The sequence below is a fragment of the Exiguobacterium sp. s34 genome, assembly GCF_018617435.1.
GTDB lineage: Bacteria > Bacillota > Bacilli > Exiguobacteriales > Exiguobacteriaceae > Exiguobacterium > Exiguobacterium aestuarii.
This window is the reverse complement of sequence record NZ_JACSKE010000004.1, coordinates 1-23,038: the sequence shown is the minus strand read 5'-3', so window position 1 is coordinate 23,038 and position 23,038 is coordinate 1. Positions and strand designations below refer to the sequence as shown.

Here is a 23,038-nt window from a genome sequence, read left to right as displayed (position 1 = left end):
CACCTCCTCTTGGACTAACGGCTCCTACCGGTTTGTAGGAGCAAGGAGCAAACAATTGTTTTACTCACGTCATAATATACTATCAAACTTCCTTGGTTTTTACAACACGTTTCCGTAAATCAACTTATACGTTGAATCGGAATGTGACAACGTCGCCATCTTGGAAGACATATTCTTTACCTTCCGAACGAAGTTTCCCTTGTTCTTTCACCGTCGTCATGTTGCCAGCTGCAGAAAGATCTTCATACGCCACGACTTCGGCACGAATGAAGCCACGTTCGAAGTCAGAGTGAATGACACCGGCACATTGTGGTGCTTTCATTCCTTGTTTGAACGTCCAAGCGCGAACTTCTTTCTCACCTGCCGTGAAGTACGTCGCAAGACCAAGTGTCGAATACGCCGCACGAATCAATTGATCGAGCCCTGACTCTTCAATACCGAGATCTTGTAAGAATTCGAGACGTTCTTCCGGTTCGAGCTCTGAAATTTCTTCTTCGATACGCGCACAGATGACGATGACTTTCGCACCTTCTGTTGCCGCATGGTCACGAACTGCTTGAACGTATTCATTTGAGTCCGCGTCTGCCACTTCGTCTTCACTCACGTTCGCCACATAGAGCATTGGCTTCATCGTCAACAATTGGAAGTGTTTCACGATTGCTAACTGGTCATCCGTGAGTTCTGCGACACGGGCAGGACGTTCTGCTTCTAAGACAGCTTGCACGATTTCGAGTGCCTCAAGTTCTTGCGCGGCACCTTTATCTTTTGATTTGACCATTTTTTGAACACGTGTGATACGTTTTTCAACTAACTCTAGGTCAGCTAAAATCAATTCAAGGTTGATCGTCGTGATGTCGTCAATCGGTGAGACGCGTCCCGCGACGTGCGTGATGTTCTCATCTTCAAAACAACGAACGACTTGGCAAATCGCATCGACTTCGCGAATGTTCGCCAAGAATTTGTTTCCGAGCCCTTCACCTTTTGATGCTCCTTTAACGATTCCAGCGATATCTGTAAATTCGAACGCTGTCGGCACCGTCTTTTTCGGTTTGACGAGTTCCGTCAAACGATCAAGGCGCGCATCTGGTACTTCTACGACTCCGACGTTCGGGTCGATTGTCGCGAACGGATAGTTAGCCGCTTCGACTCCTGCTTGTGTAATCGCATTAAACAAAGTCGATTTCCCGACGTTTGGTAATCCGACAATTCCTGCTGTTAATCCCACTAGTAGTTCCTCCTCATCCGGTGTTTCCCGGGAAATGTTAAGCCGTCTGTGGAGTGGGTACCTTCAGTACACCACACCGTCACATCCTTCACAATTATAGTTAGTCCACGATTAAACCGCAACTCACGTTCATAACCTAAAGAAAAACGCCGCTTATTCTGCGGCGTTCCCTTGCTCAAGCACTTTCTTGAATCGCTTATCAAAGTCTCGGCGTTGCATGAGCACACTTGCTCCGCAACCTTGACACTTGATGCGAATGTCCATCCCTACACGCGTGATTTGCCAGCGGTTCGTCTTGCAGGCATGTGGCTTTTTCATTTCCACAACATCGTTCAACGCATAAGTTTTACTGTGCATTTTCTGCTTCTCCTCCTTTAGGAGCTGGGTTCGGCGGTAACATGACCGTCCGTGGGTACGGAATTTCAATGCCTCGTTGGTCGAATCCTGCCTTCAATTCTTTATGCAAAATCCGTCCAGCTGCGAAGTGTTGAGTCGGTGGTACTTCTGCCATCAAGCGATAGACGACTTCTGAAGCTCCAAGTGATTGTACACCGGCGAGTGTGATCGGTTCGATGAAGAGGTCGTGATATTTCGCCTCAACTTCTTTTGCGATCTCTTTAATCGCCGACTCGACACGCTCCATATCCTCTTCATAGGCGACACCGACATCGACAACCGCCACACTATTTTCAAGCGAATAGTTCGTCACTTGCATAATTTGTCCGTTCGGAATGATAGAAACTTGTCCGTTCAACCCTTTTAGTTTCGTCGTTCGAATGCCGACCTCGATGACGACTCCTTCGACCTGTTGATTCAAACTGACATAATCCCCATTTTTATATTGGTTTTCAAAAATGATGAATGCGCCCGTAATGACGTCCTTCACCAAACTTTGTGCACCGAATGAAATCGCAAGACCTGCGACCCCGGCCGATGCGATCAAACCGGCGATATTGACGCCGAACTGTCCGAGCACCGTCAGGACCATGATCAACCCAATCACGTAACGAATCGTGTTTTGTGCGAGTTTTAATAACGTTTCATTTTGACGTTGAGCGACAATGTCATGCTCTTTTATTTTCCGAAGCGTAAACACGCGTTCGACCATCGTCGTCAAAATTCTTGTCGCAATGTATAAACCAAGAATGATGAGCGCTACCCCAGCGAGCTTAATCCCCAAGCCAATCCACATGTCTGTATCTTTAAAGTACTCCACGAATTGGTTCACGCTATCCATCGTTTCGTCTGCCACCGTGCTTAAATCTTTTTCTGTATTTTGCGAAGCCATCTTTTCACCTCAAAGTCGTAGATTCTAAATCATCAAAACATATTTCACGACTTTTCTCAAACGCCGCATTCGGAAGTTTAGAAGTTTTCCACTTTTGGGAATGGGTTAATACGAGATCAATCCCCTAACTGCAACTAGGAATAGGCAGCTCAGAAGAGAGGATGAGATTCATGCCGTTTCGCCTAAAACCTCATAAACCATACTCTTTCTTCATTGAACACACTGAACGGAGTGGATCCAGATTACTTGCGGACCAGCTTCATGAACAGTTGGTCAATGAAACCCATCGCCCCATTGTCCTTGTTTGCATCGGTTCGGATCGTTCGACCGGTGATTCTCTTGGTCCACTCGTCGGAACGTTTTTAGAAGAGCGTCGCATTCGTAATTTACACGTATACGGTACGTTGACGAAACCCGTACACGCGCTCAACTTAGTGGAGACGTTACATGAGATTCAAACGCGCTTCCATCAACCGCTCATCATCGCCATCGATGCCTGTCTCGGACGTTTGTCGAGCGTTGGCTATATCTTCTTCTCCGAAGGACCACTCGCCCCAGGTGCAGGCGTCCAAAAAGAACTCCCTGCAGTCGGCGCTTATAATATCAAAGCCGTCGTAAACGTAAGCGGGTTCATGGAAATGATGATTCTACAAAACACACGTCTCCATCTCGTATACGAACTCGCACGCTTCATCACGGAAGGCTTTGTCGATTTTGATTCACGCATCGGACGCCTTCATCAAGAAGAAGCCGCGATCACAAGGCTTCGTCAGTCACGGGACGAGTCAAAGTCTTGAGGAGACAACAGCGTAAGTAGTTGTTCTAAATCGTCTTGTGAAAAGTACTTTAATTCTAAGACCCCGCCCTTTCGGCGAGGACGAATCGACACATCCATTTGAAGACGCTCTGCAAGCACTGCTTCGACCGCTTCGATATCTGCGTTCGATTGCTTCAGCGTCTTTTTTGCTGTGCGCTCTTTTTGTAAGTAACGCTCGAGCCGCCTTACCGTCCAATGTTCGGCAATCACTCTTTTTGCAATCTGTTCCATCGCTTGTTCTGATTTCATGCCTGTAATCGCCCGTGCGTGACCCATCGTCAAATCACCGACCATGACCGCGTGCTGAACCGCGCTCGGCAAACGAAGCAGACGCAAACTGTTCGTCACATGACTTCTGCTTTTCCCGACCCGGTCTGCCAACTGTTGTTGTGTCAGGCCGAGTGTCTGCATCAATTGTTCATAGGCGACGGCTTCTTCGATGGCGTTCAAGTCGGCACGTTGAATGTTTTCAATCAAGGCCAACTCCATGACGCGATCCGAGTCCGCCGTGACGACTAGAGCGGGAATGTCTTCTTTCCCGGCAAGTTTTGCCGCTTGGAATCGTCTTTCCCCAGCGATGATTTCATAGTAACCGGTCGCTTTTCGTACGACAATCGGCTGCAGAACGCCATACCGTTCAATCGACTGGCGCAACTCTTCCAGTTTCTCCACCTCAAATTGTTTCCGGGGTTGGTTCGGGTTTGGGCGAATGAATTTTAATGCTAATCGTTCCATCTACAAACCTCCTTCATCGTATGAAAAAGCACGGACTCATTTTTGAGGCCGCGCTTTCGGGATGCGAATTCGAATTTCAACAAATTCCTCTTCGTCTACTTCTTCAGTTTGGACATCAATCCCTGTTTTCCCAATCAAATCGATTGAGTCACGAATCGTATTGATGGCGATTCGTGTATCACGCGCAAAACTCTTCGTTCGACGACGTTGCTTTTTCGGCTTACGTTTTTCTTCTTCGATTGGTGTTGTCAAAAAGGCGACTCGTTCCTCAGTCTCTTTGACGTTGTAATCTTGTTCCAGCACTTCCACGAGCACTTGGAGCTGTAACCCCTCTTCTTTTAATGGCAAGAGTGCACGGGCGTGTCGCTCGTTGATGCGACGATCACGAAGCGACTGCTTCACGTCCTCAGGCAATTTCAACAGTCGCAACTTGTTCGCAATCGTAGACTGGCTCTTCCCTAAACTCTTCGCTAACGCATCTTGCGTCAATCCGTTCAAGGCGAGCAACCGGTCATACGCCTCCGCCTCTTCAATCGGACTCAACTGCTCACGTTGTAAGTTTTCAATCAATGCGAGCGCAGCCGTCGTATCATCATCCATATCGCGAACAATTGCCGGAATCGCCGACCAGCCAAGCGATTTCACGGCTCGGAAACGGCGCTCCCCTGCGATGATTTCATAGCAGTCCCCGTCTGCCTTTCGAACCACGATCGGTTGAAGCAGTCCATGTTCCGAAATCGTCGTTGCCAACTCTTCAATTTTTGCCGGTTCGAATACTTTACGTGGTTGATATCGGTTCGGACGCAACCGTGACAACGAGAGCTCCTGCACCGTGTCGTCCGCTCGAACTTCCGCAATCTGCGTCACGGCAACTTCATCTTTTCGATTCACACCGAACAATTTCGCAAATCTATTCTTCAACGTCGGGCACCCCTTTTATGTAAAAAAATAAGCAGACTCCACCACTGGAATCTGCTTTTGTTTCACGTGAAACGACATCATCAGATAAGTGGCTCTTTCGCCGGCGTCCCCGCTTTACGCGGATATTTCCCGGGCGTTTTTCGTAGTTTATCTACAACTACGATATTACGCTCACTCATCTCTCCTGGCAATAGGAACTGGTGTGTCGCTTTTTCTTTCCCACCTAGAACAGCCAACGCATTTTTAGCGTCTTTCATCTCATCAGAAACTTTAGCCGCCTTAAGCGCGACAAAGCTTCCACCCACTTTCGTGAGCGGCAGGCAATACTCAGCCAACACTGTCATGCGGGCAACGGCTCGCGCTGTGACGACATCAAACTGTTCGCGGAATTTTTTATTTTTCCCAAACTCTTCGGCACGACCATGATGGAAAGCGACACCTTCAAGTCCGAGGGCAAGAGCCAACTCATTCAAGAACGTGATGCGCTTATTCAATGAATCAATGATTGTGACATGTAAGTGAGGGAATAAAATCTTAAGGGGAAGACTCGGGAATCCCGCTCCCGCCCCTACATCACATACCGTTTCGACTTGCGTGAAGTCGAAGTGAAACGCTGCGCTGAGCGAATCGTAAAAGTGTTTCAAATACACTTCTTCCTGGTCCGTGATGGCCGTCAAATTCATTTTTTCATTCCATTCAACGAGCATCTCGAAGTAGCGCTTGAACTGAGCGAGTTGTGTCTCGTTCAGTTCAAATCCTTTAGCCCGTAACGCTTCAATAAATTGAGATTCGTTCATCGTTTCACTCCACCGTCGCATATTGTCCTTGTTCGATATAGACGAGCAAGATTGACACGTCTGCAGGGTTTACGCCCGAGATTCGTGACGCTTGTCCGATCGAAAGTGGACGAACTTGTTTTAATTTTTGTTTCGCTTCTGTCGCAAGACCGCCAATCGCATCGTAATCCAAGTTCTCTGGAATTCGTTTTTCTTCCATGCGCCGCATCTTCTCGACTTGTTCGAGTTGTTTTGAGATATAGCCTTCGTACTTCACTTGAATTTCGACTTGCTCTTTTACTTCGAACGACAGCTCGGCCATGGATGGGACGACCGTCATGAGCGCCTCATACGTCACTTCTGGACGTTTCAACAAGATGTTGGCATGCGTCGCTTCTTTCAACGGATGTGCACCGACTGATTCAAGCATCGCGTTCACTTCAGGTGTCGGTTTGACGACAAGTGAGGCGAGTCGCTTTACTTCTTTTTCAATCGCTTCACGCTTCTCATTGAGATGTGCATGGCGTTCCTCTGAAAGTAAGCCGATTTTGTGTCCGATGTCACTGAGGCGTAAGTCCGCGTTGTCGTGACGTAACAAGAGGCGATACTCGGCACGTGATGTGAGGAGACGATATGGTTCGTTCGTTCCTTTCGTCACCAGATCATCGATCAAGACACCGATATATGCTTGGGAACGATCAAGGATGACAGGGTCTTTACCAAGCACTTTGCATGCAGCGTTGATCCCTGCCATGATTCCTTGTCCTGCCGCTTCTTCGTAGCCACTCGTTCCGTTGATTTGTCCCGCTGTAAAGAGTCCAGGGACTGCTTTCGTTTCAAGGGTCGGCCAAAGTTGCGTCGGTACGACCGCATCGTACTCAATCGCATAACCAGGACGCATCATCTCTGACTTTTCAAGACCCGGGATCGTCCGAAGCATTTGGTGTTGAACGTCTTCTGGCATACTCGTCGAGAAACCTTGAACGTATACTTCTTCTGTGTCGCGCCCTTCTGGTTCTAAGAAGATTTGGTGACGCGGTTTGTCATTGAAACGTACGACTTTATCTTCAATCGATGGACAGTAACGCGGCCCTGTACCTTTAATCGCACCTGAATACATCGGTGAACGGTGTAAGTTCTCATCAATCAACTGGTGCGTGCGCTCACTCGTATACGTGAGCCAGCATGGGATTTGTTCGATCGGATTCAAATCAGTCGACGTGTACGAGAAGAACGATGGGTTCTCATCCCCCGGCTGAACCTCAGTCTTCGAGTAATCGATGGTCTTCCCATCAATCCGCGGCGGAGTCCCTGTTTTGAATCGAACCAAATCGAGACCGAGTTCTTCTAAATGTTTCGACAGCTCGACCGATGGCATTTGGTTATTTGGACCACTCTCGTATGCCAATTCACCGATGATGATTTGACCTCGCATGAACGTTCCTGTCGTGACGATGACCGCTTTCGCGCGATATTCTGAACCCGTGTTCGTTACCACGCCACGCACTTCTCCATCTTCAACGAGCAATCGTTCGACAAGTGCCTGACGAAGCAATAGATTCGGCTCGTCTTCTAGCACTTTCTTCATATGATTTTGGTATTGGAATTTGTCCGCCTGTGCACGTAACGCACGTACCGCTGGACCTTTCGACGTATTAAGCATCTTCATTTGGATGTACGTCGCATCAATCGCACGCCCCATCTCTCCGCCGAGCGCATCGATTTCACGTACGACGATTCCTTTCGCCGGTCCGCCGATTGACGGGTTACAATACATGAACCCGACCATATCAGGGTTCATTGTCAGCATCGCTGTTTTGGCACCCATTCGAGCTGATGCGAGTGCCGCTTCAATCCCTGCGTGTCCGGCCCCGATGACGATTACGTCATATTCGCCTGCCGTATAAGCCATATTTGTTCCTCCTTATTATTTCCCAAGACAAAACTGTGAAAAGAGCTGGTCAATCAAGCTCTCTTGTACGGTATCTCCGTTGATTTCACCGAGCGTATCCCACGCTCGACGTAAATCGATTTGGACCATATCAATCGGCATATTCATGACAGCACTACCGAGCGCCTCATCAATTTGACCAATCGTTCGTTTGATCAACTGAATGTGTCGAGCGTTTGAGATATATGTCATATCTTGTGACTCGACGCCTTTTGCAAAGAAGAGGTTCGCGATTGCCGCTTCAAGCGCATCGATTCCCTCATCTAGTAAGAGCGACGTCGCCACGATCGGACGTCCTGCCGCTAGTTTCTCTAGCTTAGAAGAATCCATGTTTTGTGGCAAGTCTGTCTTGTTGATGATGATGATCGCATTCATCCCTTTGACCGCCTCAAACAACGCCTCATCTTCGACCGTCAATCCTTCATGCCCGTTCAAGACGAGAAGGACCAAGTCCGCCGCTTCCAACGCCTTCCTTGATTTTTCTACACCGATGCGTTCAACGATATCTTCCGTCTCACGAATACCGGCAGTGTCCACCAATTTGAGTGGGACTCCTTTCACGTTGACATATTCTTCAATCGTGTCACGTGTCGTTCCGGCAATTTCAGTGACAATCGCTTTCGTCTCCTGCACGAGCGTATTCATGAGCGAGGACTTCCCGACGTTCGGTCGTCCGATAATCGCCGTAGCCAAGCCTTCACGCAAGATTTTCCCTTGTCGCGCCGTTTCGAGCAACTCCTCGAGGATACGTTTGACTTCGCCCGCTTTCTCTTCGACGATCGCTTGCGTCATCTCTTCCGCGTCATACTCTGGATAATCAATATTGACCTCGACTGCCGCAATCGTCTCGAGCAATTGTTGACGGAGTTCGCGGACGAGTCGTGACAGCCGACCTTCCATTTGAGACATCGCGACGTTCATCGCCCGATCGGTTTTCGCCCGAATCAAGTCCATGACCGCCTCTGCTTGTGACAAATCGATTCGACCGTTTAAAAAGGCGCGTTTTGTGAACTCGCCCGGTTCTGCCAAGCGGATGTCGGGTTGGTCGAGAATGAGTTCAAGGACACGATTGACCGCAACGACGCCTCCGTGACAATTGATTTCGACGACATCTTCTCGTGTAAACGTCTTCGGCGCCCGCATGATACTGACCATGACTTCATCGACGACTTCGCCCGTGTCAGGACGCTTTAACGTACCGTAATGAATTGTATGTGAATCGACCGTTGTTAAGTCTTTTCCAGAAAACACATTGTTCACCGTTTCGACCGCCAAATCGCCTGATAATCGGACGATGCCAATGGCACCTTCACCCATCGGCGTCGAAATCGCTGTAATCGTGTCAAACTCTAGCATCTTTCTCCCTCCAAACCTAAACCATCTTCTTCTATCATATGCATAACGAACCTACTATACACGATATTCGACTTGAACGAAAGAGTTCACCCGTCGATGAAGTCATTGCAGTTCCTATCATTATTTTCGTACAATAAAGGAATATATTGACAGAGAAGAGAGGATATACACATGAAGCAACTAGAAGCGATTCAAATCATCACGGAACGATTAGAACGGGATGAAGCGGTTCAAGCGATTTTTATGAAAGGCTCATTCGGTCGTGGAGAAGCCGATGAGCATTCAGATATCGACCTTTACGTGATGGTACACGCAGATCAGGAAGAATTGTTTTTATCGAGACGACTCGATCACCTTCGTTCGTATCGACCTGTTCTGTTGAAAGACGACATCTTCATAGTCGCCCCTCAACTCATTGTGGTATTCGATGATTTTCTTCACCTCGACATGTTTACGGTCACAAAAGAGACGTTGAATCATCAAGACTCGATCCATATCCTCTATGATCCGCACCTGCTCCTCACTGCACATGAAAGTTCGTTACAGATTGAAGAAGAGTCGACAAGTGATCATGCCTTCGACACCGTTTGGTTCTTTTTCCAATATACGAAATCACGAAGTCGTGGCAATGACATCTGGGCAACCGAGATGCTGCGGCAAGGGATGGTTCATTTCGCGTACGTTTTGGCCGCGCACTATACACCCGATCGAGCCTCACTTGGTTTAAAAGACGTATCACAACGAAACGAAATCGACTTACGCTTGTTTTATGAACAATTGACCCCAATGAATCATGAAAACGCCGCTCGACTCTATATCGAGCGACTCAAAGAAGAACAACCTTTCTTCCAATCATTATCAGGCTACAACGTGTTCGGACCGTTTATGGAACAGTTGCTTCAACGAGAAACAAACCGCCCTTAAAAAGGACGGTTTGTTTTTTAGTAACGTGCTTGTCGTTTCGTCGAACGAATCGTGAAGTAGAGGAATAGTTCTAGAATTGCAATGGCGATGAGGATTCCACCGAACAGTTGGAATAAGACAAGTAGGCTACTGAACGGATTCGTGAGCATAAGAATCCCGACGCCAATCCATAATATACTTCCAATTAAAAACCAGAGCCATCGTCCTGCCATCGATTGGCGGTAACCGAGTGCCTGAATGAGGCGAATGATTCCTCCAAATAAGAACAGTGCTCCGATTAAAATCGGGAGAAGACTAGCTAGCGTCTCAGCGAAGAAAAAGACGACCGCTGCCAAAATCAAATAGATGAGACCCATAAAGAAAGCCGGTGGTAACCCACCCTGTCGTCTACGAACCCCTTGAAACATCATCCATACGCCCATGATCGCCAAGTATCCCGCAATCACGTACACCATGACGTCAAAGAAAAATCGAGGGTACAGTAGAATAAGAACACCGAGCACAAAGTAAATGATTGCTTGCCATAACGTCGAACGTTCTACACGATGAATAAATGCCTCCATGTTTCTACACCTCCGTTTACCCGTTTCTTTCATTATTCCCGTCTCATCAAACTACAACCCTACAAAAAAAGCTGAGTGTCAGATGACACCCAGCTTAACGATTATTTACGTTTTTTCTTTTTGTTTTTCTTCTCTTCTTCAGCAAGTGCTGCACGCTCTGCTTCTTTCGCGGCAATTTTTGCTTCTGCTGCTACCTTCATCTTCTCACGCATCGGGAGCATGATTGCCATCGTGACGATGATCGAGATGATATAACCGACTACCCAGTACAATGAAAGGGCGGCTGGAAGGTTGATCGACATGATGAAGATCATGACCGGGAAGATATAGAGCATCATCTTCAATTGTGGGTTTTGTTCTTGACCCGCCATTGAGATTTTCTGTTGAACGAACGTCAAGATTGCCGCTAAAATCGGCAAGATGAACGTCGGATCCGGAGCACCAAGGTCGAACCATAAGAAGTCCGCTTCGAAAATCTCAGGTGTACGACGAATCGCATCATAGAATGCGAAGAGAATCGGCATTTGAATCAAGATTGGCAAACACCCTGCGAGCGGGTTGATTTGGTATTCTTGATAAAGTTTCATCATCTCTTCTTGGAGTTTACGTTGTGTTTCTTGGTCTTTTGAGCTGTACTTCTCACGAAGCTTCAACATTTCAGGTTGCAAGACTTGCATGGCACCCATACTCTTCGTTTGTTTGATCATGAGCGGGAGAATCAATAAACGAACGATAATCGTTGCGATAATGATTGAAATCCCATATTGCCAAGGGCCACCGACTAAATAAGCAACTTCCTTCAAAAGCCATGCGAGCGGCCATACAAAGTACTTCGCCCAGAAACCTTCTGTGTCAGCCGTAATTGGTTCGGCTTGGATGGTAGACGGATCCACACAGCCTGCCATCAGCATAATGACCGCAGTCATGGCAGCGAGTAATCCTAATTTTAGCTTTTTGCTCATAGTTCCTCCTACGCTTTCTTTATCAATTCTTTTTTAACGCACACGTCGATCGGGCAATCTTATAAGACTCTAATTATATGAGAGAACAAATTCAGATTGTCATGGTCACCGGCCTTGCTTTTGCCAAACTTTTGACCGTTTGAATACGTGTTTCAAACTCTCGGTCACTTCCGACTGCGTCAGTGCAGTCGCAGGCTTCCGAGCGATGATGACATAATCATTCGGCGCAACGTTCGGTTCGAGCAAGCGAAGCGACTCACGCATCAATCGTTTCATGCGGTTTCGTTCCACAGCATTTCCAAGCTTTTTGCTGACAGAAAGACCCACTCTGAAATGCGCTTGATCCGCTTTGAGCGTGTAGACGACAAACTGACGATTGGCCACGGAGCGTCCTTCGCGAAACACCGCTTGGAACTCTTCATTCTTTTGCAGGCGGTATTCTTTTTTCAAAATTCTCACTCCATCCTTCGCTTCAAAAATCGTCAACTAACATCATATCATATCCACATCATTTGAACGAGGGAGAATCCATGAAATGCTACGTTTCTGTGACAAACTAAAAAATTGCCCGAGGAAAGGATCCCCGGGCAATCTTCATTCGAAATTATACAGTCAAGGCTTTACGGCCTTTACGACGACGAGCAGCAAGAATGTTGCGACCGTTTTTAGTCGCCATGCGTGCACGGAATCCGTGGACTTTCTTACGCTTACGGTTGTTAGGGTTGAAAGTTGGTTTCATGGTTACAGCACCTCCTCAAGATTAACGCTCTATTAGCAAGTTATAGTTTCATTTAAGGCAGTCTTTAAGATTATATAAATCGAATCAACAATTGTCAATGTATTTTCGAACGGTTTTCGAATCAGATAGATTACGTGATCGAGAGGCATCATTCGGGATGGTTCAACTTTGTCTAGAACAGCTTATATGAATCCAGATTGATACGAAACCTTTACGTATTTCTTAAACGGTCTTTATAAATAGCGATGTTGAGCCATTTTATCCACATATTCACGAAGTTATCCACATTTATATGTGAATAACTCTTCTTTTTTCACATCCGAATTCTTCATTTTTTCATTTTCTTCTTTTACAAAAACTTTTCTTCCCTTCACTTCCTCCTCTTTTGTGCATAACTTTTTCACTCTCTTATCTCTCATAATGTCTTTATCCACAACATATCCACAGGTTATCCACAAAACACACAGCGTGTGGATAAGTGGGTGTGGATACTTTTCTTTATCTGTGGATAAATACCAAAAAGCATTGCCACGTCTATTTTATTTTGCTAAACTGAATGTGCACAAACTTGTGGATGAACAATTCGTGATTCCAAGATATACACATGCTGTGGATAAGTGTTATCCCCATAATGAACACCATGTGGATAACTTTATCCACAGTTTTTGTTCTCTGGGGATAACCCTAGTTTCTACTATAAAATAGTGTATGTGTATATCGTGTGAATAAGTTTTACCAAACATGTGAGTAAAGGAGGTCTTTCATTGAAGAATGCTCGCGAGATTTGGAGAAACGTCTTATCTGTAATTGAAGAAGAGGAACGAACTCCAAAAGCTAGTTTTGACATGTGGTTGAAATCAACCGAAGGGATATCATTGATGGGAACGACACTCGTTGTGTCCGCACCTGCCAGTTTTATCGTTACATGGTTAGAGCGACAGTACTTGTCACTTTTACAAGATACGGTCGAAGAAATTACGAACAACAAGCTCGAAATTCATTTTATTGAAGAATCTCAAGCACACAAGTATGCTCCAGCTGATGGATCGTCACACGAATCCATTGCCGTGACGGAAACAAGAGAACAGCCCTTACCATTACCTTCAAAAGAGGAAGGGGATCTCGGACAGCTGAATGACAAATACATCTTTGAGACGTTTGTCATCGGATCGGGGAACCGATTTGCCCACGCCGCATCACTAGCTGTCGCTGAAGCGCCGGCACGTGCATATAACCCACTATTCATTTATGGGGGAGTCGGACTCGGCAAAACGCATTTGATGCATGCAATCGGTCATTATGTAAAAGCTCAAAAACCAGGAGCGCGCATTGCATATGTCTCGTCTGAAAAATTTACGAATGAATTCATTAACTCAATTCGAGACAACAAAACTGGGGAATTCCGCAATCGCTATCGGAATATCGATGTATTGCTCATTGATGACATTCAGTTCTTAGCCGGGAAAGAACAAACGCAGGAAGAGTTTTTCCACACGTTCAATGCGCTACACAATGATCAGAAACAAATCGTCATTTCAAGTGATCGACCACCTAAAGAAATCCCGACGTTAGAAGATCGTCTGCGTTCACGTTTCGAGTGGGGACTCATTACGGACATCACACCACCTGACCTTGAAACTCGGATTGCGATTCTCCGTAAAAAGGCGACTGCTGAAGGTCTCGATATTTCAAACGAGGTCATGCTTTATATCGCAAATCAAATCGACACGAACATCCGTGAGCTAGAAGGGGCATTGACACGCGTTGTCGCTTACGCAAAACTAGTTGGGCGACCAATCGACCCAGACGTAGCAGCAGAAGCGCTTCATAATATCATGCCAGTCCAAGAAGCGAAGAAGATTGTCATTCGTGACATTCAAGAAGTTGTCGGTCAACATTTCAACATTCAAGTAGAAGAATTGAACTCGAAAAAACGCACAAAAACGTTAGCATTCCCACGTCAAATCGCAATGTACCTGTCTCGAGAAATGACAGAGAGTTCATTGCCGAAAATTGGGGAAGAGTTCGGAGGGCGTGATCATACGACTGTTATTCATGCGCATGAGAAAATTAGTACGCTTCTGAAAAATGATGTGGAAATGCAAGAGACGATTCAAACGTTGAAAAAGGCGCTTTCAAACTAATAACGGATTCTCTGTGGATATCCTGTGGATAAACCACCTTAGTTATCCACAAGTTATTCACAGGCTAAATGGCTTTGTACGTATGCTTAAGGGGACTTATCCCCAGTATCCACAGCCCTTATTACTATTATGACTTAATTAATACTATTATTATCATTAGTAAAATGACTCATTTCACCTTAGGAGGAATTATCCACATGCATTTAACGATTCAACGAGATGTATTCATGCAAGCCGTACAAGACGTATCAAAAGCTGTGGCTTCACGAACGACTATTCCAATTTTGACAGGGTTAAAACTTGAAGCACATGCAGATGGTTTAACACTGACAGGAAGTGATACCGAAATTTCGATTGAACGTTTGATCCCAATCGAAGAAGGTGGAATCGAACTCATTCAGATTCAACGCGCTGGGAGTGTCGTGTTAAACGCACGCTTCTTAGGAGAAATCGTGAAAAAGTTGCCGACGAACGAAGTTACACTCGAAGTGTCACCGAATTTTATGACACGAATTGAGTCTGGCCAAGCAGAATTCCACTTAAACGGTCTCGACCCGGACGAATATCCTCGTCTCCCAGAACTTGCGAGTGACCGTCGTTTCTATCTACCAGCTGATCTCTTGAAGACGATCATCCGTCAGACAAGTTTCGCTGTTTCATCGCAAGAAACGCGCCCTGTTCTAACGGGAGTCAACTTCTCTGCTGAGAAAGGCTTCCTCACATGTGTGGCAACAGACAGCCACCGCTTGGCACTTCGTCGTGCCCGCTTTGAGACAGATAACGACTTAACGTTCCAAAACGTCGTCGTCCCAGGTCGTTCACTCAACGAATTGGCTAAATTACTCGACCGTGAAGAGTTGCCGATTGAAATCGTACTGACGGATCAGCAGATTTTGTTCCGAATGAAAAATATCTCGTTCTTCTCTCGTTTGTTAGATGGTGCGTACCCAGACACGTCACGTCTCATTCCGGAAGAATATCGTACAGCGGTCCGCATGAATGCAAAAGAATTCTTGCAAGCCATCGACCGTGCGTCACTCTTGGCACGTGCCGATCGAAACAACGTTATTAAATTTGTGGCGGAAGATACAACAGCAGTAGAAGTATCTTCACATTCACCTGAAGTCGGTAAAGTGTCTGAGCGTGTCAGCATTTTATCGCTTGAAGGGGAAGAATTGAAAATCTCCTTCAATTCTAAATTTGTAATGGATGCGCTTCGTGCGCTCGATGCATCTGAAATCGAAATCCAATTCACGGGTTCGATGCGACCGTTCATTTTACGACCGGTTGAACAGGATAGCGTTCTTCAACTGATTTTGCCAGTCCGCACATCGTAAGCAGCGGATAGGGATGATGAGGTGTCTGACCTTGTCATCCCTTTTTTGCCTTATTCGACGATTTTCGATAAACTAATATGTATGGCGATTTTTTCAGATCAGCATGTGAGAAAGGAAGTGACGACATGGAAAAAGTGTCGATTACAACCGAGTATGTGACACTCGGACAATTTTTAAAATTAGCAGATATCATCTCAAGTGGGGGACAAGCAAAGTTCTTTTTAGAAGATGTCATGATCAAAGTGAACGGTGAACAGGATCAACGCCGTGGCCGTAAATTGAGAGATGGAGATACGATCGAAGTCGAAGGCTTCGGTGAATATCAAATCGAGGGAAACTGACGTGCATTTAAAGTCGATCCGATTGCAAAATTATCGCAACTACGAAACCCTCGAGCTAGATTTCTCAGAACAGACGAATGTTCTAATTGGTGAGAATGCCCAAGGAAAAACGAATCTTCTCGAATCGATTTACGTACTTGCGCTCGCAAAATCGCATCGGACGACACAAGACCGAGAATTGATCGGTTGGGAAGCTGATGCCGCAAGTATCGAAGGACGGATTCATAAGCGTACCGGCGAATCGGTGCAGAGTCTCTCATTTTCTCCTAAAGGAAAAAAAGCAAAGCTCAATCATTTAGAACAACGTCGTCTCAGTGACTATGTCGGCGCATTTAACGTCGTCTTGTTCGCCCCTGAAGACTTAGCCATCGTCAAAGGCAGTCCACAAGGGAGACGGCGATTTTTAGATATGGAAATCGGTCAGGTCAGTCCCGTGTACTTACACGAGCTCAATCAATATTTGAAAACGTTAAAACAACGAAACGCCTTATTAAAGCAGTTATCCACAAAGGGTGGGGATGAGACGTTACTTGAAGTGTTGACGGACCAATTGATTGAACTCGCCGTGAAAATTGTGATGAGGCGCTATCATTTCATTGATCAACTCGAAAAATGGGCCAATCCGATTCATTCAGGGATTACACGAGAGTTAGAAACACTGACGATTCAATACGTTTCTGACACGTTCCAAAAAGAACGTTTCTCAAAAGAACAGATGTTTGAAACGTATCGTCAAAAGTTTGATAAAATAAGAGAGAACGAACGACGAAGAGGTGTGACCTTATTTGGTCCGCACCGTGACGATTTTGAATTGTACGTAAACGATCGAAACGTTCAAACGTTCGGTTCACAAGGTCAGCAACGAACGGCTGCCTTGTCATTGAAGCTAGCTGAAATTGAATTGATTCATGAAGAAGTGGGCGAATATCCTCTTTTGTTATTAGACGATGTGTTATCTGAACTTGACGATCATCGCCAAACCCATCTACTCGATACGATGGGACGAAAAGTACAAACGATTTTGACGACAACAAATATTGATGGAATCGCACACGAAACCATTCAACAAGCCAAAGTGTTTCACGTGAAACAAGGCGAAGTCGAAACAGAATCCGTGTAATCGTGGTAAGAAGGAACACCAAATCATGTATAGTAGGTGAAAATAACCGATGAGTAATGAAAACGAAAAAGAATTGCAAGCGTACGGCGCCGATCAGATTCAAGTTCTTGAAGGCTTAGAGGCTGTCCGTAAACGTCCAGGTATGTATATCGGTTCCACAAGCTCTCGTGGTCTCCACCATTTGGTATGGGAGATTGTCGATAACTCGATTGATGAGGCGCTTGCTGGTTATTGTGACACGATCACAGTAACGGTCGAGCCAGGAAACTCAATCGTTGTTGAAGATAACGGACGCGGGATTCCAGTCGACGTCCAAAAGAAAACAGGTCGACCTGCCGTTGAAGTTATTTTCACGGTATTGCACGCTGGCGGTAAATTCGGCGGCGGTGGATACAAAGTTTCAGGTGGTCTACACGGTGTAGGGGCGTCGGTTGTTAACGCACTATCGACGAAACTTGAAGTGTTCGTTCGTCGCGACGGAAATGTGTACTATCAATCGTTCAAACGTGGCGTTCCGCAAGGCGAACTCGAAATCGTCGGGACGACAGATACGACAGGAACGACTGTCCGCTTCTTCCCGGACGGCGATATCTTCCAAGAAACGCTCGAGTATGACTTCGATTTGTTGGCAACACGTCTTCGTGAGCTTGCCTTCTTAAACAAAGGGCTACGGATTGTCGCAAAAGATGATCGTAGCGATGAGACGATTGAACGCAATTATCACTACGAGGGTGGAATCAAGTCCTACGTAGAGCATTTGAACCGTTCAAAAGCATCGATTCATGAAGAGCCTGTGTATGTACATGGTACAAAAGACGGGATTGAAGTAGAGATTGCCCTTCAGTACAACGAAGGTTTCGCAAGCAACATCTACTCATTCACGAACAACATCCCGACACATGAAGGTGGAACGCACGAGACTGGATTTAAAACAGCGCTCACACGTTCAATCAATGATTATGCGAAGCGGTTCGGATTGATGAAAGAGGCCGACGGCAGTCTTTCAGGAGATGATGTCCGTGAAGGATTGACGGCGATTGTCTCCGTCAAACACCCGTCTCCTCAATTTGAAGGACAGACGAAGACGAAACTGGGAAATGCCGATGCTCGTACGGCGACAGATACGTTATTCAGTGACACGTTCGAACAATTCTTGCTCGAGAACCCATCAGTCGGTCGTCTTATCGTCGACAAAGGATTGATGGCAGCACGCGCACGCCTTGCTGCGAAACGCGCACGTGAGATGACACGTCGTAAAGGTATTCTCGAAGTCAGTTCATTACCAGGGAAATTGGCTGACTGTTCGTCGAAAGACGCTTCGAAATCTGAACTATACATCGTTGAGGGTGACTCAGCGGGTGGTTCGGCGAAATCTGGTCGTGATCGTCACTTCCAAGCAATCTTGCCGATTCGAGGAAAAATCATCAACGTCGAGAAAGCACGTCTTGATAAGATTTTGGCTAACCAAGAAGTTCGGACGATCATCACGGCTCTCGGAACAGGGATTGCAGATGAGTTCGATTTATCAAAAGCGCGTTACCATAAACTGATCATCATGACCGATGCCGATGTCGACGGAGCGCACATTCGTACGCTGTTGTTGACGTTCTTCTATCGCTATATGCGTCCACTTGTGGAAAGTGGATACGTCTATATCGCTCAACCACCGCTCTATGGTGTGAAGCACGGTAAAGAAACGATCTATGTTCAAAACGAGCGAGAGTTGCAAGCGACACTTGCACAACTTCCTGAAAATGCACGTTATAGCGTTCAACGTTACAAGGGTCTTGGAGAGATGGATCCTGAACAGTTATGGAATACGACAATGAACCCAGAAACGCGTTCGATGCTTCGCGTCGATCTTCAAGATGCGATTGAGGCAGATGAGATCTTTGAAACGCTCATGGGTGACAACGTCGAACCACGCCGTGACTTTATTCAATCTCACGCCCATTACGTGAAGAACCTCGATATTTAATAAGAAGGGTAGGCAATAACGAATGGCAGAACAAGAAAATATCAAGGATATAAATATTAGCCAAGAGATGCGAACGTCGTTCATGGACTATGCGATGAGCGTCATCGTATCACGTGCCCTTCCGGACGTGCGAGATGGTTTGAAGCCGGTTCACCGTCGTATTTTGTATGCGATGAACGAGCTCGGGATTCGCGCGGACAAGCCACATAAGAAGTCGGCGCGTGTCGTCGGGGACGTTATCGGTAAGTATCACCCACACGGTGACTCAGCCGTTTACGAAACGATGGTTCGTATGGCTCAAGACTTCAGTTATCGTTATGAATTAGTCGACGGTCACGGGAACTTCGGTTCAGTCGATGGCGACTCGGCCGCTGCGATGCGTTATACCGAGGCACGTATGTCTAAAATTGCAATGGAACTCGTACGAGACATCGGCAAAAACACAATCGATTACCAACCGAACTTCGATGGTGAAGAAAAAGAGCCGGTCGTTCTTCCGGCTCGCTTCCCGAACTTCCTTGTCAACGGGACGAGCGGGATTGCAGTCGGGATGGCAACGAACGTGCCTCCACATAACTTGAATGAAGTCATCGATGGAGTGTTGGCTCTTTCTCATAACCCGGACATCACCATCGCCGAATTGATGCAGCACATCCCAGGTCCTGACTTCCCGACAGCGGGAGAGATTTTGGGACGTAGTGGAATTCGTCGTGCGTATGAGACTGGACGTGGATCGATTACGATGCGTGCGAAAGCCGAAATCGAAACGTTGAAAAACGGCCGTGAACGAATCCTCGTTCATGAAATCCCATATCAAGTCAACAAGGCACGTCTCGTTGAGAAAATTGCGGATTTGGTACGTGATAAAAAAATCGAAGGAATCACAGACTTACGTGATGAATCCGATCGTAACGGAATGCGTGTCGTTATCGAAGTTCGTCGAGATGCGAATGCGAGTGTGATTTTAAACAACTTGTATAAGCAAACACCGATGCAGACGACATTTGGGGTGAACATGCTTGCACTCGTAGGCGGTCGTCCGAAAACGTTGAACATTAAACAAGCAATCTACTATTATATCGAACACCAAAAAGAAGTCGTACGTCGTCGTACACAATTTGATTTGGATAAAGCAGAGGCACGTGCTCACATTTTGGAAGGACTTCGTGTTGCACTTGATCACTTGGATGAAGTCATCGCTATCATCCGTAGTACACGTACTGGTGACGAGGCGCGTGAGAAGTTGATTGCCCGCTTCGGACTTTCTACTGAGCAAACGCAAGCGATTTTAGATATGCGTCTTCAACGATTGACTGGTTTGGAACGCGAAAAAATCGAAGGCGAATATCGCGAAGTGAAAGCATTGATTGAGGAACTCCGTGCGATTCTTGGTGATGAGGAATTACTCCTTGATATCATTCGTAACGAGTTGCTTGAAATCAAAGAGCGATATGGTGATGCACGTCGTACCGTGATTCGTACGGATATCATTGAACTTGAGGATGAGGATTTGATCCCAGTTCGCGACATGATGATCACGCTTACGAGTGAAGGATACATTAAATCAATTCCATCCGATTCATATCGCGCACAGCGTCGTGGTGGACGTGGAAAACAAGGGATGGGGACGAACGATGAAGACTTCGTACTTCGTTTGCTGTCCGCGTCAACACATGACACGATTCTCTTCTTTACGAACTTTGGACGTGTCTTCCGCCTCAAAGGATACGAAATTCCTGAGATGAGTCGTACCGCAAAAGGAATGCCAATCATCAACTTGCTTCAAATTGATAAAGGTGAAAAAGTCGAAACGATGATTCCTGTCGATTTCAACAGTTACCTGGCAAACCAAACGGTAGCAGAAGATGCGCAGAACGAATCGGAAGAAGAAGTGGCAGACGAACAATTGTCTCTCGTCTTCATTACGAAAGAAGGTTTGATTAAGCGTTCGCCACTCTCGGCATACGCCCGAATCAACAAAAATGGTCTTCGTGCCATCAGCTTGAATGAAACAGATGAGCTCGTTACCGTCCGCTTGGCGAAGAGCGATGATGAAATGTTGATTGTCACACGCCAAGGAATGTCAATCCGTTTCCCTCTCGAAGGAGAAGTTCGATCGATGGGACGTACGGCACGTGGTGTGCGCGCGATTCGTTTGAAGAAAGACGATGATTTGGTCGTCTCAATGGAAATCGTTCGTACGACGCAAGACGTCTTGATCATCACGGAAAAAGGATTTGGAAAACGTACAGCCATGGAGCAGTTCCGTACACAAGGTCGTGGTGGTTCCGGAATCATCGGAATTAAAACAGATCGCGGAACGGTCGTGGGAATGCGTGTCGTTGATGAAGATGATGACATCATGTTGATGACTGAACATGGCGTTGCCATTCGTATCGATTCGCAAACCATCTCTCAGATGGGCCGTAGCACACGTGGTGTGAAAGTGATGAACATTGAAGATGGCGATCGTTTAGCGACAATCGCAAAATTGAAAAAAGATGAGTTAGAAGAGGAATCAGCAGTCGATTTGGAGAATGGGTTTGAGGATGAAGCACCTGAAACCGACGAATCGTCTGATGTGAATGAGTAAGACGAAAGGTCGAACGGTGTTTCCGTTCGACCTTTTTCATATATAGGAGGGATTCGCGTGCGTTTGAACTTATCCGCTGTACATGTTGGCATGACGTTATTGTCACCCGTTTCTTCCTTAGAGGCAGGAATTCATTTAACAAATGAACATTTGCGTTTACTCCGTTTCTTAAAGATTGAAGCCATTGATGTCGCACCAGTTGAACAAACAATCTTTACTTCTATAGAGGAAAGGCGTCTTTGTGAACAGGTTCTTCAATATGAGAAACATTATAATCAGTGGGAAGAGCGAATCGCCCCGAACCCATATGAAGGTCTAGAGTTCGTTCATCAACTATTTCGTCAAGAACTGCCGCTTTCGGCAGTCGTACATTTTTTTACGCATCAACCATTGCGAAAAAACCATGTCATCTACCATGCGATCTATCGAGCACTCGTTGCTCGCACATTATCAAAGTACCGAGGCGATGAACATCAACTTCAATTTGATTATGGAATTGCTTCTTATTTTGCAGATGCGAGTTACGCTAAAATTAGAAAATGGTCTCATATGCGTTATTTCACGAAAATGGAACGCGAACTACTATACCAACATCCACTCGTCTCAGCTGCCATGCTTCCGAGTAATCAAACATTACGGGGACGTGTCTATCAATTGATCACCGAGCATCACGAACGTTTAGATGGGTCTGGGTTCCCAAACCGTCTAACCGAGCGTGAGTTGAATCCCGCGTCGCCTTTATTTATTGTCGCGGACCGTTTTTGTCAGTTAACGGCACCCCGAACGTTTCGGAAACCACTTTCACCAGAAGAGGCGTACTTCTATATGTGGCAAAACAAAGCCTATGATGAAGAAGCTTTGACGCTTCTCGCTACATTGCTCGGGTTTTATGAAATCGGTCGACCCGTTTTATTAAGTAGTGGAGTGCGGGGGAAAATTCACGCCTACACGAATCGTATTGAGCGACCTGTCATTATAGAAGATACAGACAGGATAGAATATGATTTATCACGGTTGGCCGAAGTAAAAATTATATCGTTTCAATAAGAGATAACTGGCGATTCCTTGCATCGAAAATAATAGGAATCGTCTTTATTTATTCTTTTTTAAAAAACTTTATTTTTATAGTTGACGGATATAAAGTCAGGTGCTATTATAAATGAGTCGCTAAGAGCGGAAGACGAACTTTGAAAACTGAACGATGAGGCAAAAATAAGTTTTACAATTTTTGAATGAAGCGCAAGCTTCGTCAATTTAAGAGCTATATC

Annotated in this window: 21 protein-coding genes; 9 read left to right on the top strand and 12 right to left on the bottom strand. The window is 46.0% G+C overall.

The features are described from left to right. Positions 1-124: 124 nt before the first annotated feature. The 3 genes from ychF to KNO87_RS09525 form a co-directional block, all read right to left on the bottom strand. A complete protein-coding gene (gene ychF, locus KNO87_RS09535; protein WP_214795781.1) occupies positions 125-1,225 on the bottom strand; it encodes a redox-regulated ATPase YchF in 1,101 nt (366 codons plus the stop codon). A 153-nt stretch (positions 1,226-1,378) separates the two neighbouring features. Beyond that, complete coding sequence (locus KNO87_RS09530; RefSeq protein WP_214696523.1) at positions 1,379-1,582, bottom strand: DUF951 domain-containing protein; 204 nt, start codon at positions 1,580-1,582, stop codon at positions 1,379-1,381. Continuing rightward, positions 1,572-2,513, bottom strand: a complete 942-nt coding sequence (locus tag KNO87_RS09525; RefSeq protein ID WP_214789939.1) for a mechanosensitive ion channel family protein — start codon at positions 2,511-2,513, stop codon at positions 1,572-1,574. Before KNO87_RS09525 ends, KNO87_RS09530 begins: the two co-directional genes overlap by 11 nt. 170 nt (positions 2,514-2,683) lie before the next feature. On the opposite strand from KNO87_RS09525, the gene yyaC reads away from it, so the two are divergent. Continuing rightward, complete coding sequence (gene yyaC / locus KNO87_RS09520) at positions 2,684-3,310, top strand: spore protease YyaC (RefSeq protein WP_214795779.1); 627 nt, start codon at positions 2,684-2,686, stop codon at positions 3,308-3,310. On the opposite strand, the gene KNO87_RS09515 is transcribed toward yyaC, so the two are convergent. The 5 genes from KNO87_RS09515 to mnmE form a co-directional block, all read right to left on the bottom strand. After that, positions 3,283-4,065, bottom strand: coding sequence for a ParB/RepB/Spo0J family partition protein (locus KNO87_RS09515; protein WP_074034048.1), 783 nt, complete (start codon positions 4,063-4,065; stop codon positions 3,283-3,285). The two genes, yyaC and KNO87_RS09515, sit on opposite strands and share 28 nt — an antisense overlap. Positions 4,066-4,101: 36 nt before the next feature. Beyond that, positions 4,102-4,986 (bottom strand): nucleoid occlusion protein, encoded by an 885-nt coding sequence (gene noc, locus KNO87_RS09510; protein WP_074034050.1) that lies wholly within the window; start codon positions 4,984-4,986, stop codon positions 4,102-4,104. A gap of 80 nt (positions 4,987-5,066) precedes the next feature. Next, complete coding sequence (gene rsmG, locus KNO87_RS09505; RefSeq protein ID WP_214795777.1) at positions 5,067-5,783, bottom strand: 16S rRNA (guanine(527)-N(7))-methyltransferase RsmG; 717 nt, start codon at positions 5,781-5,783, stop codon at positions 5,067-5,069. A gap of 4 nt (positions 5,784-5,787) precedes the next feature. Continuing rightward, complete coding sequence (mnmG, locus tag KNO87_RS09500; protein WP_214795775.1) at positions 5,788-7,674, bottom strand: tRNA uridine-5-carboxymethylaminomethyl(34) synthesis enzyme MnmG; 1,887 nt, start codon at positions 7,672-7,674, stop codon at positions 5,788-5,790. 15 nt (positions 7,675-7,689) lie between these two features. After that, positions 7,690-9,069: a tRNA uridine-5-carboxymethylaminomethyl(34) synthesis GTPase MnmE gene (gene mnmE, locus KNO87_RS09495; protein WP_214789931.1), complete on the bottom strand. Its 1,380-nt coding sequence runs from the start codon at positions 9,067-9,069 to the stop codon at positions 7,690-7,692. A 171-nt stretch (positions 9,070-9,240) separates the two neighbouring features. On the opposite strand from mnmE, the gene KNO87_RS09490 reads away from it, so the two are divergent. After that, positions 9,241-9,993, top strand: coding sequence for a nucleotidyltransferase domain-containing protein (locus tag KNO87_RS09490; protein WP_214795773.1), 753 nt, complete (start codon positions 9,241-9,243; stop codon positions 9,991-9,993). Between the two features lie 17 nt (positions 9,994-10,010). Here the strand turns inward: KNO87_RS09490 and KNO87_RS09485 are convergent, their stop codons facing one another. The 4 genes from KNO87_RS09485 to rpmH form a co-directional block, all read right to left on the bottom strand. Then, entirely contained in the window at positions 10,011-10,556 is a 546-nt protein-coding gene (locus KNO87_RS09485) for an HdeD family acid-resistance protein (protein WP_214795771.1), read from the bottom strand. 101 nt (positions 10,557-10,657) lie between these two features. Further along, entirely contained in the window at positions 10,658-11,518 is an 861-nt protein-coding gene (gene yidC, locus KNO87_RS09480; protein WP_214696490.1) for a membrane protein insertase YidC, read from the bottom strand. A gap of 105 nt (positions 11,519-11,623) precedes the next feature. Further along, a complete protein-coding gene (gene rnpA / locus KNO87_RS09475; RefSeq protein WP_214700767.1) occupies positions 11,624-11,968 on the bottom strand; it encodes a ribonuclease P protein component in 345 nt (114 codons plus the stop codon). A 154-nt stretch (positions 11,969-12,122) separates the two neighbouring features. Further along, positions 12,123-12,257 carry a 50S ribosomal protein L34 gene (gene rpmH, locus KNO87_RS09470; RefSeq protein WP_015880216.1) on the bottom strand — a complete coding sequence of 45 codons (135 nt, stop codon included), beginning with the start codon at positions 12,255-12,257 and terminating at the stop codon, positions 12,123-12,125. A 764-nt stretch (positions 12,258-13,021) separates the two neighbouring features. Here rpmH and dnaA point away from each other — a divergent pair. From dnaA to KNO87_RS09435, 7 genes are all read left to right on the top strand, one after another. After that, positions 13,022-14,401, top strand: coding sequence for a chromosomal replication initiator protein DnaA (gene dnaA / locus KNO87_RS09465; RefSeq protein ID WP_214789923.1), 1,380 nt, complete (start codon positions 13,022-13,024; stop codon positions 14,399-14,401). Positions 14,402-14,598: 197 nt separating this feature from the next. Then, entirely contained in the window at positions 14,599-15,738 is a 1,140-nt protein-coding gene (gene dnaN / locus KNO87_RS09460) for a DNA polymerase III subunit beta (RefSeq protein WP_026824743.1), read from the top strand. Positions 15,739-15,863: 125 nt separating this feature from the next. Further along, positions 15,864-16,079, top strand: coding sequence for a S4 domain-containing protein YaaA (gene yaaA, locus KNO87_RS09455; protein ID WP_015880213.1), 216 nt, complete (start codon positions 15,864-15,866; stop codon positions 16,077-16,079). Position 16,080: 1 nt separating this feature from the next. Next, positions 16,081-17,199: a DNA replication/repair protein RecF gene (gene recF, locus KNO87_RS09450; RefSeq protein WP_074034078.1), complete on the top strand. Its 1,119-nt coding sequence runs from the start codon at positions 16,081-16,083 to the stop codon at positions 17,197-17,199. Between the two features lie 49 nt (positions 17,200-17,248). Beyond that, positions 17,249-19,177 (top strand): DNA topoisomerase (ATP-hydrolyzing) subunit B, encoded by a 1,929-nt coding sequence (gene gyrB / locus KNO87_RS09445; protein WP_214789921.1) that lies wholly within the window; start codon positions 17,249-17,251, stop codon positions 19,175-19,177. A 22-nt stretch (positions 19,178-19,199) separates the two neighbouring features. After that, positions 19,200-21,770 carry a DNA gyrase subunit A gene (gene gyrA / locus KNO87_RS09440; protein WP_214795769.1) on the top strand — a complete coding sequence of 857 codons (2,571 nt, stop codon included), beginning with the start codon at positions 19,200-19,202 and terminating at the stop codon, positions 21,768-21,770. A gap of 57 nt (positions 21,771-21,827) precedes the next feature. Further along, a complete protein-coding gene (locus KNO87_RS09435) occupies positions 21,828-22,817 on the top strand; it encodes an HD-GYP domain-containing protein (RefSeq protein ID WP_214795767.1) in 990 nt (329 codons plus the stop codon). The last annotated feature ends 221 nt before the right edge of the window (positions 22,818-23,038 follow it).

Bases quoted from the DNA above. Each gene is read 5' to 3' on its own strand.
- gyrA (WP_214795769.1), top strand. From the start codon at position 19,200: ATGGCAGAACAAGAAAATATCAAGGATATAAATATTAGCCAAGAGATG.
- mnmG (WP_214795775.1), bottom strand. From the start codon at position 7,674: ATGGCTTATACGGCAGGCGAATATGACGTAATCGTCATCGGGGCCGGA.
- KNO87_RS09530 (WP_214696523.1), bottom strand. From the start codon at position 1,582: ATGCACAGTAAAACTTATGCGTTGAACGATGTTGTGGAAATGAAAAAG.
- mnmE (WP_214789931.1), bottom strand. From the start codon at position 9,069: ATGCTAGAGTTTGACACGATTACAGCGATTTCGACGCCGATGGGTGAA.
- KNO87_RS09525 (WP_214789939.1), bottom strand. From the start codon at position 2,513: ATGGCTTCGCAAAATACAGAAAAAGATTTAAGCACGGTGGCAGACGAA.
- KNO87_RS09515 (WP_074034048.1), bottom strand. From the start codon at position 4,065: ATGGAACGATTAGCATTAAAATTCATTCGCCCAAACCCGAACCAACCC.
- dnaN (WP_026824743.1), top strand. From the start codon at position 14,599: ATGCATTTAACGATTCAACGAGATGTATTCATGCAAGCCGTACAAGAC.
- yyaC (WP_214795779.1), top strand. From the start codon at position 2,684: ATGCCGTTTCGCCTAAAACCTCATAAACCATACTCTTTCTTCATTGAA.
- rsmG (WP_214795777.1), bottom strand. From the start codon at position 5,783: ATGAACGAATCTCAATTTATTGAAGCGTTACGGGCTAAAGGATTTGAA.
- yidC (WP_214696490.1), bottom strand. From the start codon at position 11,518: ATGAGCAAAAAGCTAAAATTAGGATTACTCGCTGCCATGACTGCGGTC.
- gyrB (WP_214789921.1), top strand. From the start codon at position 17,249: ATGAGTAATGAAAACGAAAAAGAATTGCAAGCGTACGGCGCCGATCAG.
- rpmH (WP_015880216.1), bottom strand. From the start codon at position 12,257: ATGAAACCAACTTTCAACCCTAACAACCGTAAGCGTAAGAAAGTCCAC.
- yaaA (WP_015880213.1), top strand. From the start codon at position 15,864: ATGGAAAAAGTGTCGATTACAACCGAGTATGTGACACTCGGACAATTT.
- KNO87_RS09490 (WP_214795773.1), top strand. From the start codon at position 9,241: ATGAAGCAACTAGAAGCGATTCAAATCATCACGGAACGATTAGAACGG.
- KNO87_RS09485 (WP_214795771.1), bottom strand. From the start codon at position 10,556: ATGGAGGCATTTATTCATCGTGTAGAACGTTCGACGTTATGGCAAGCA.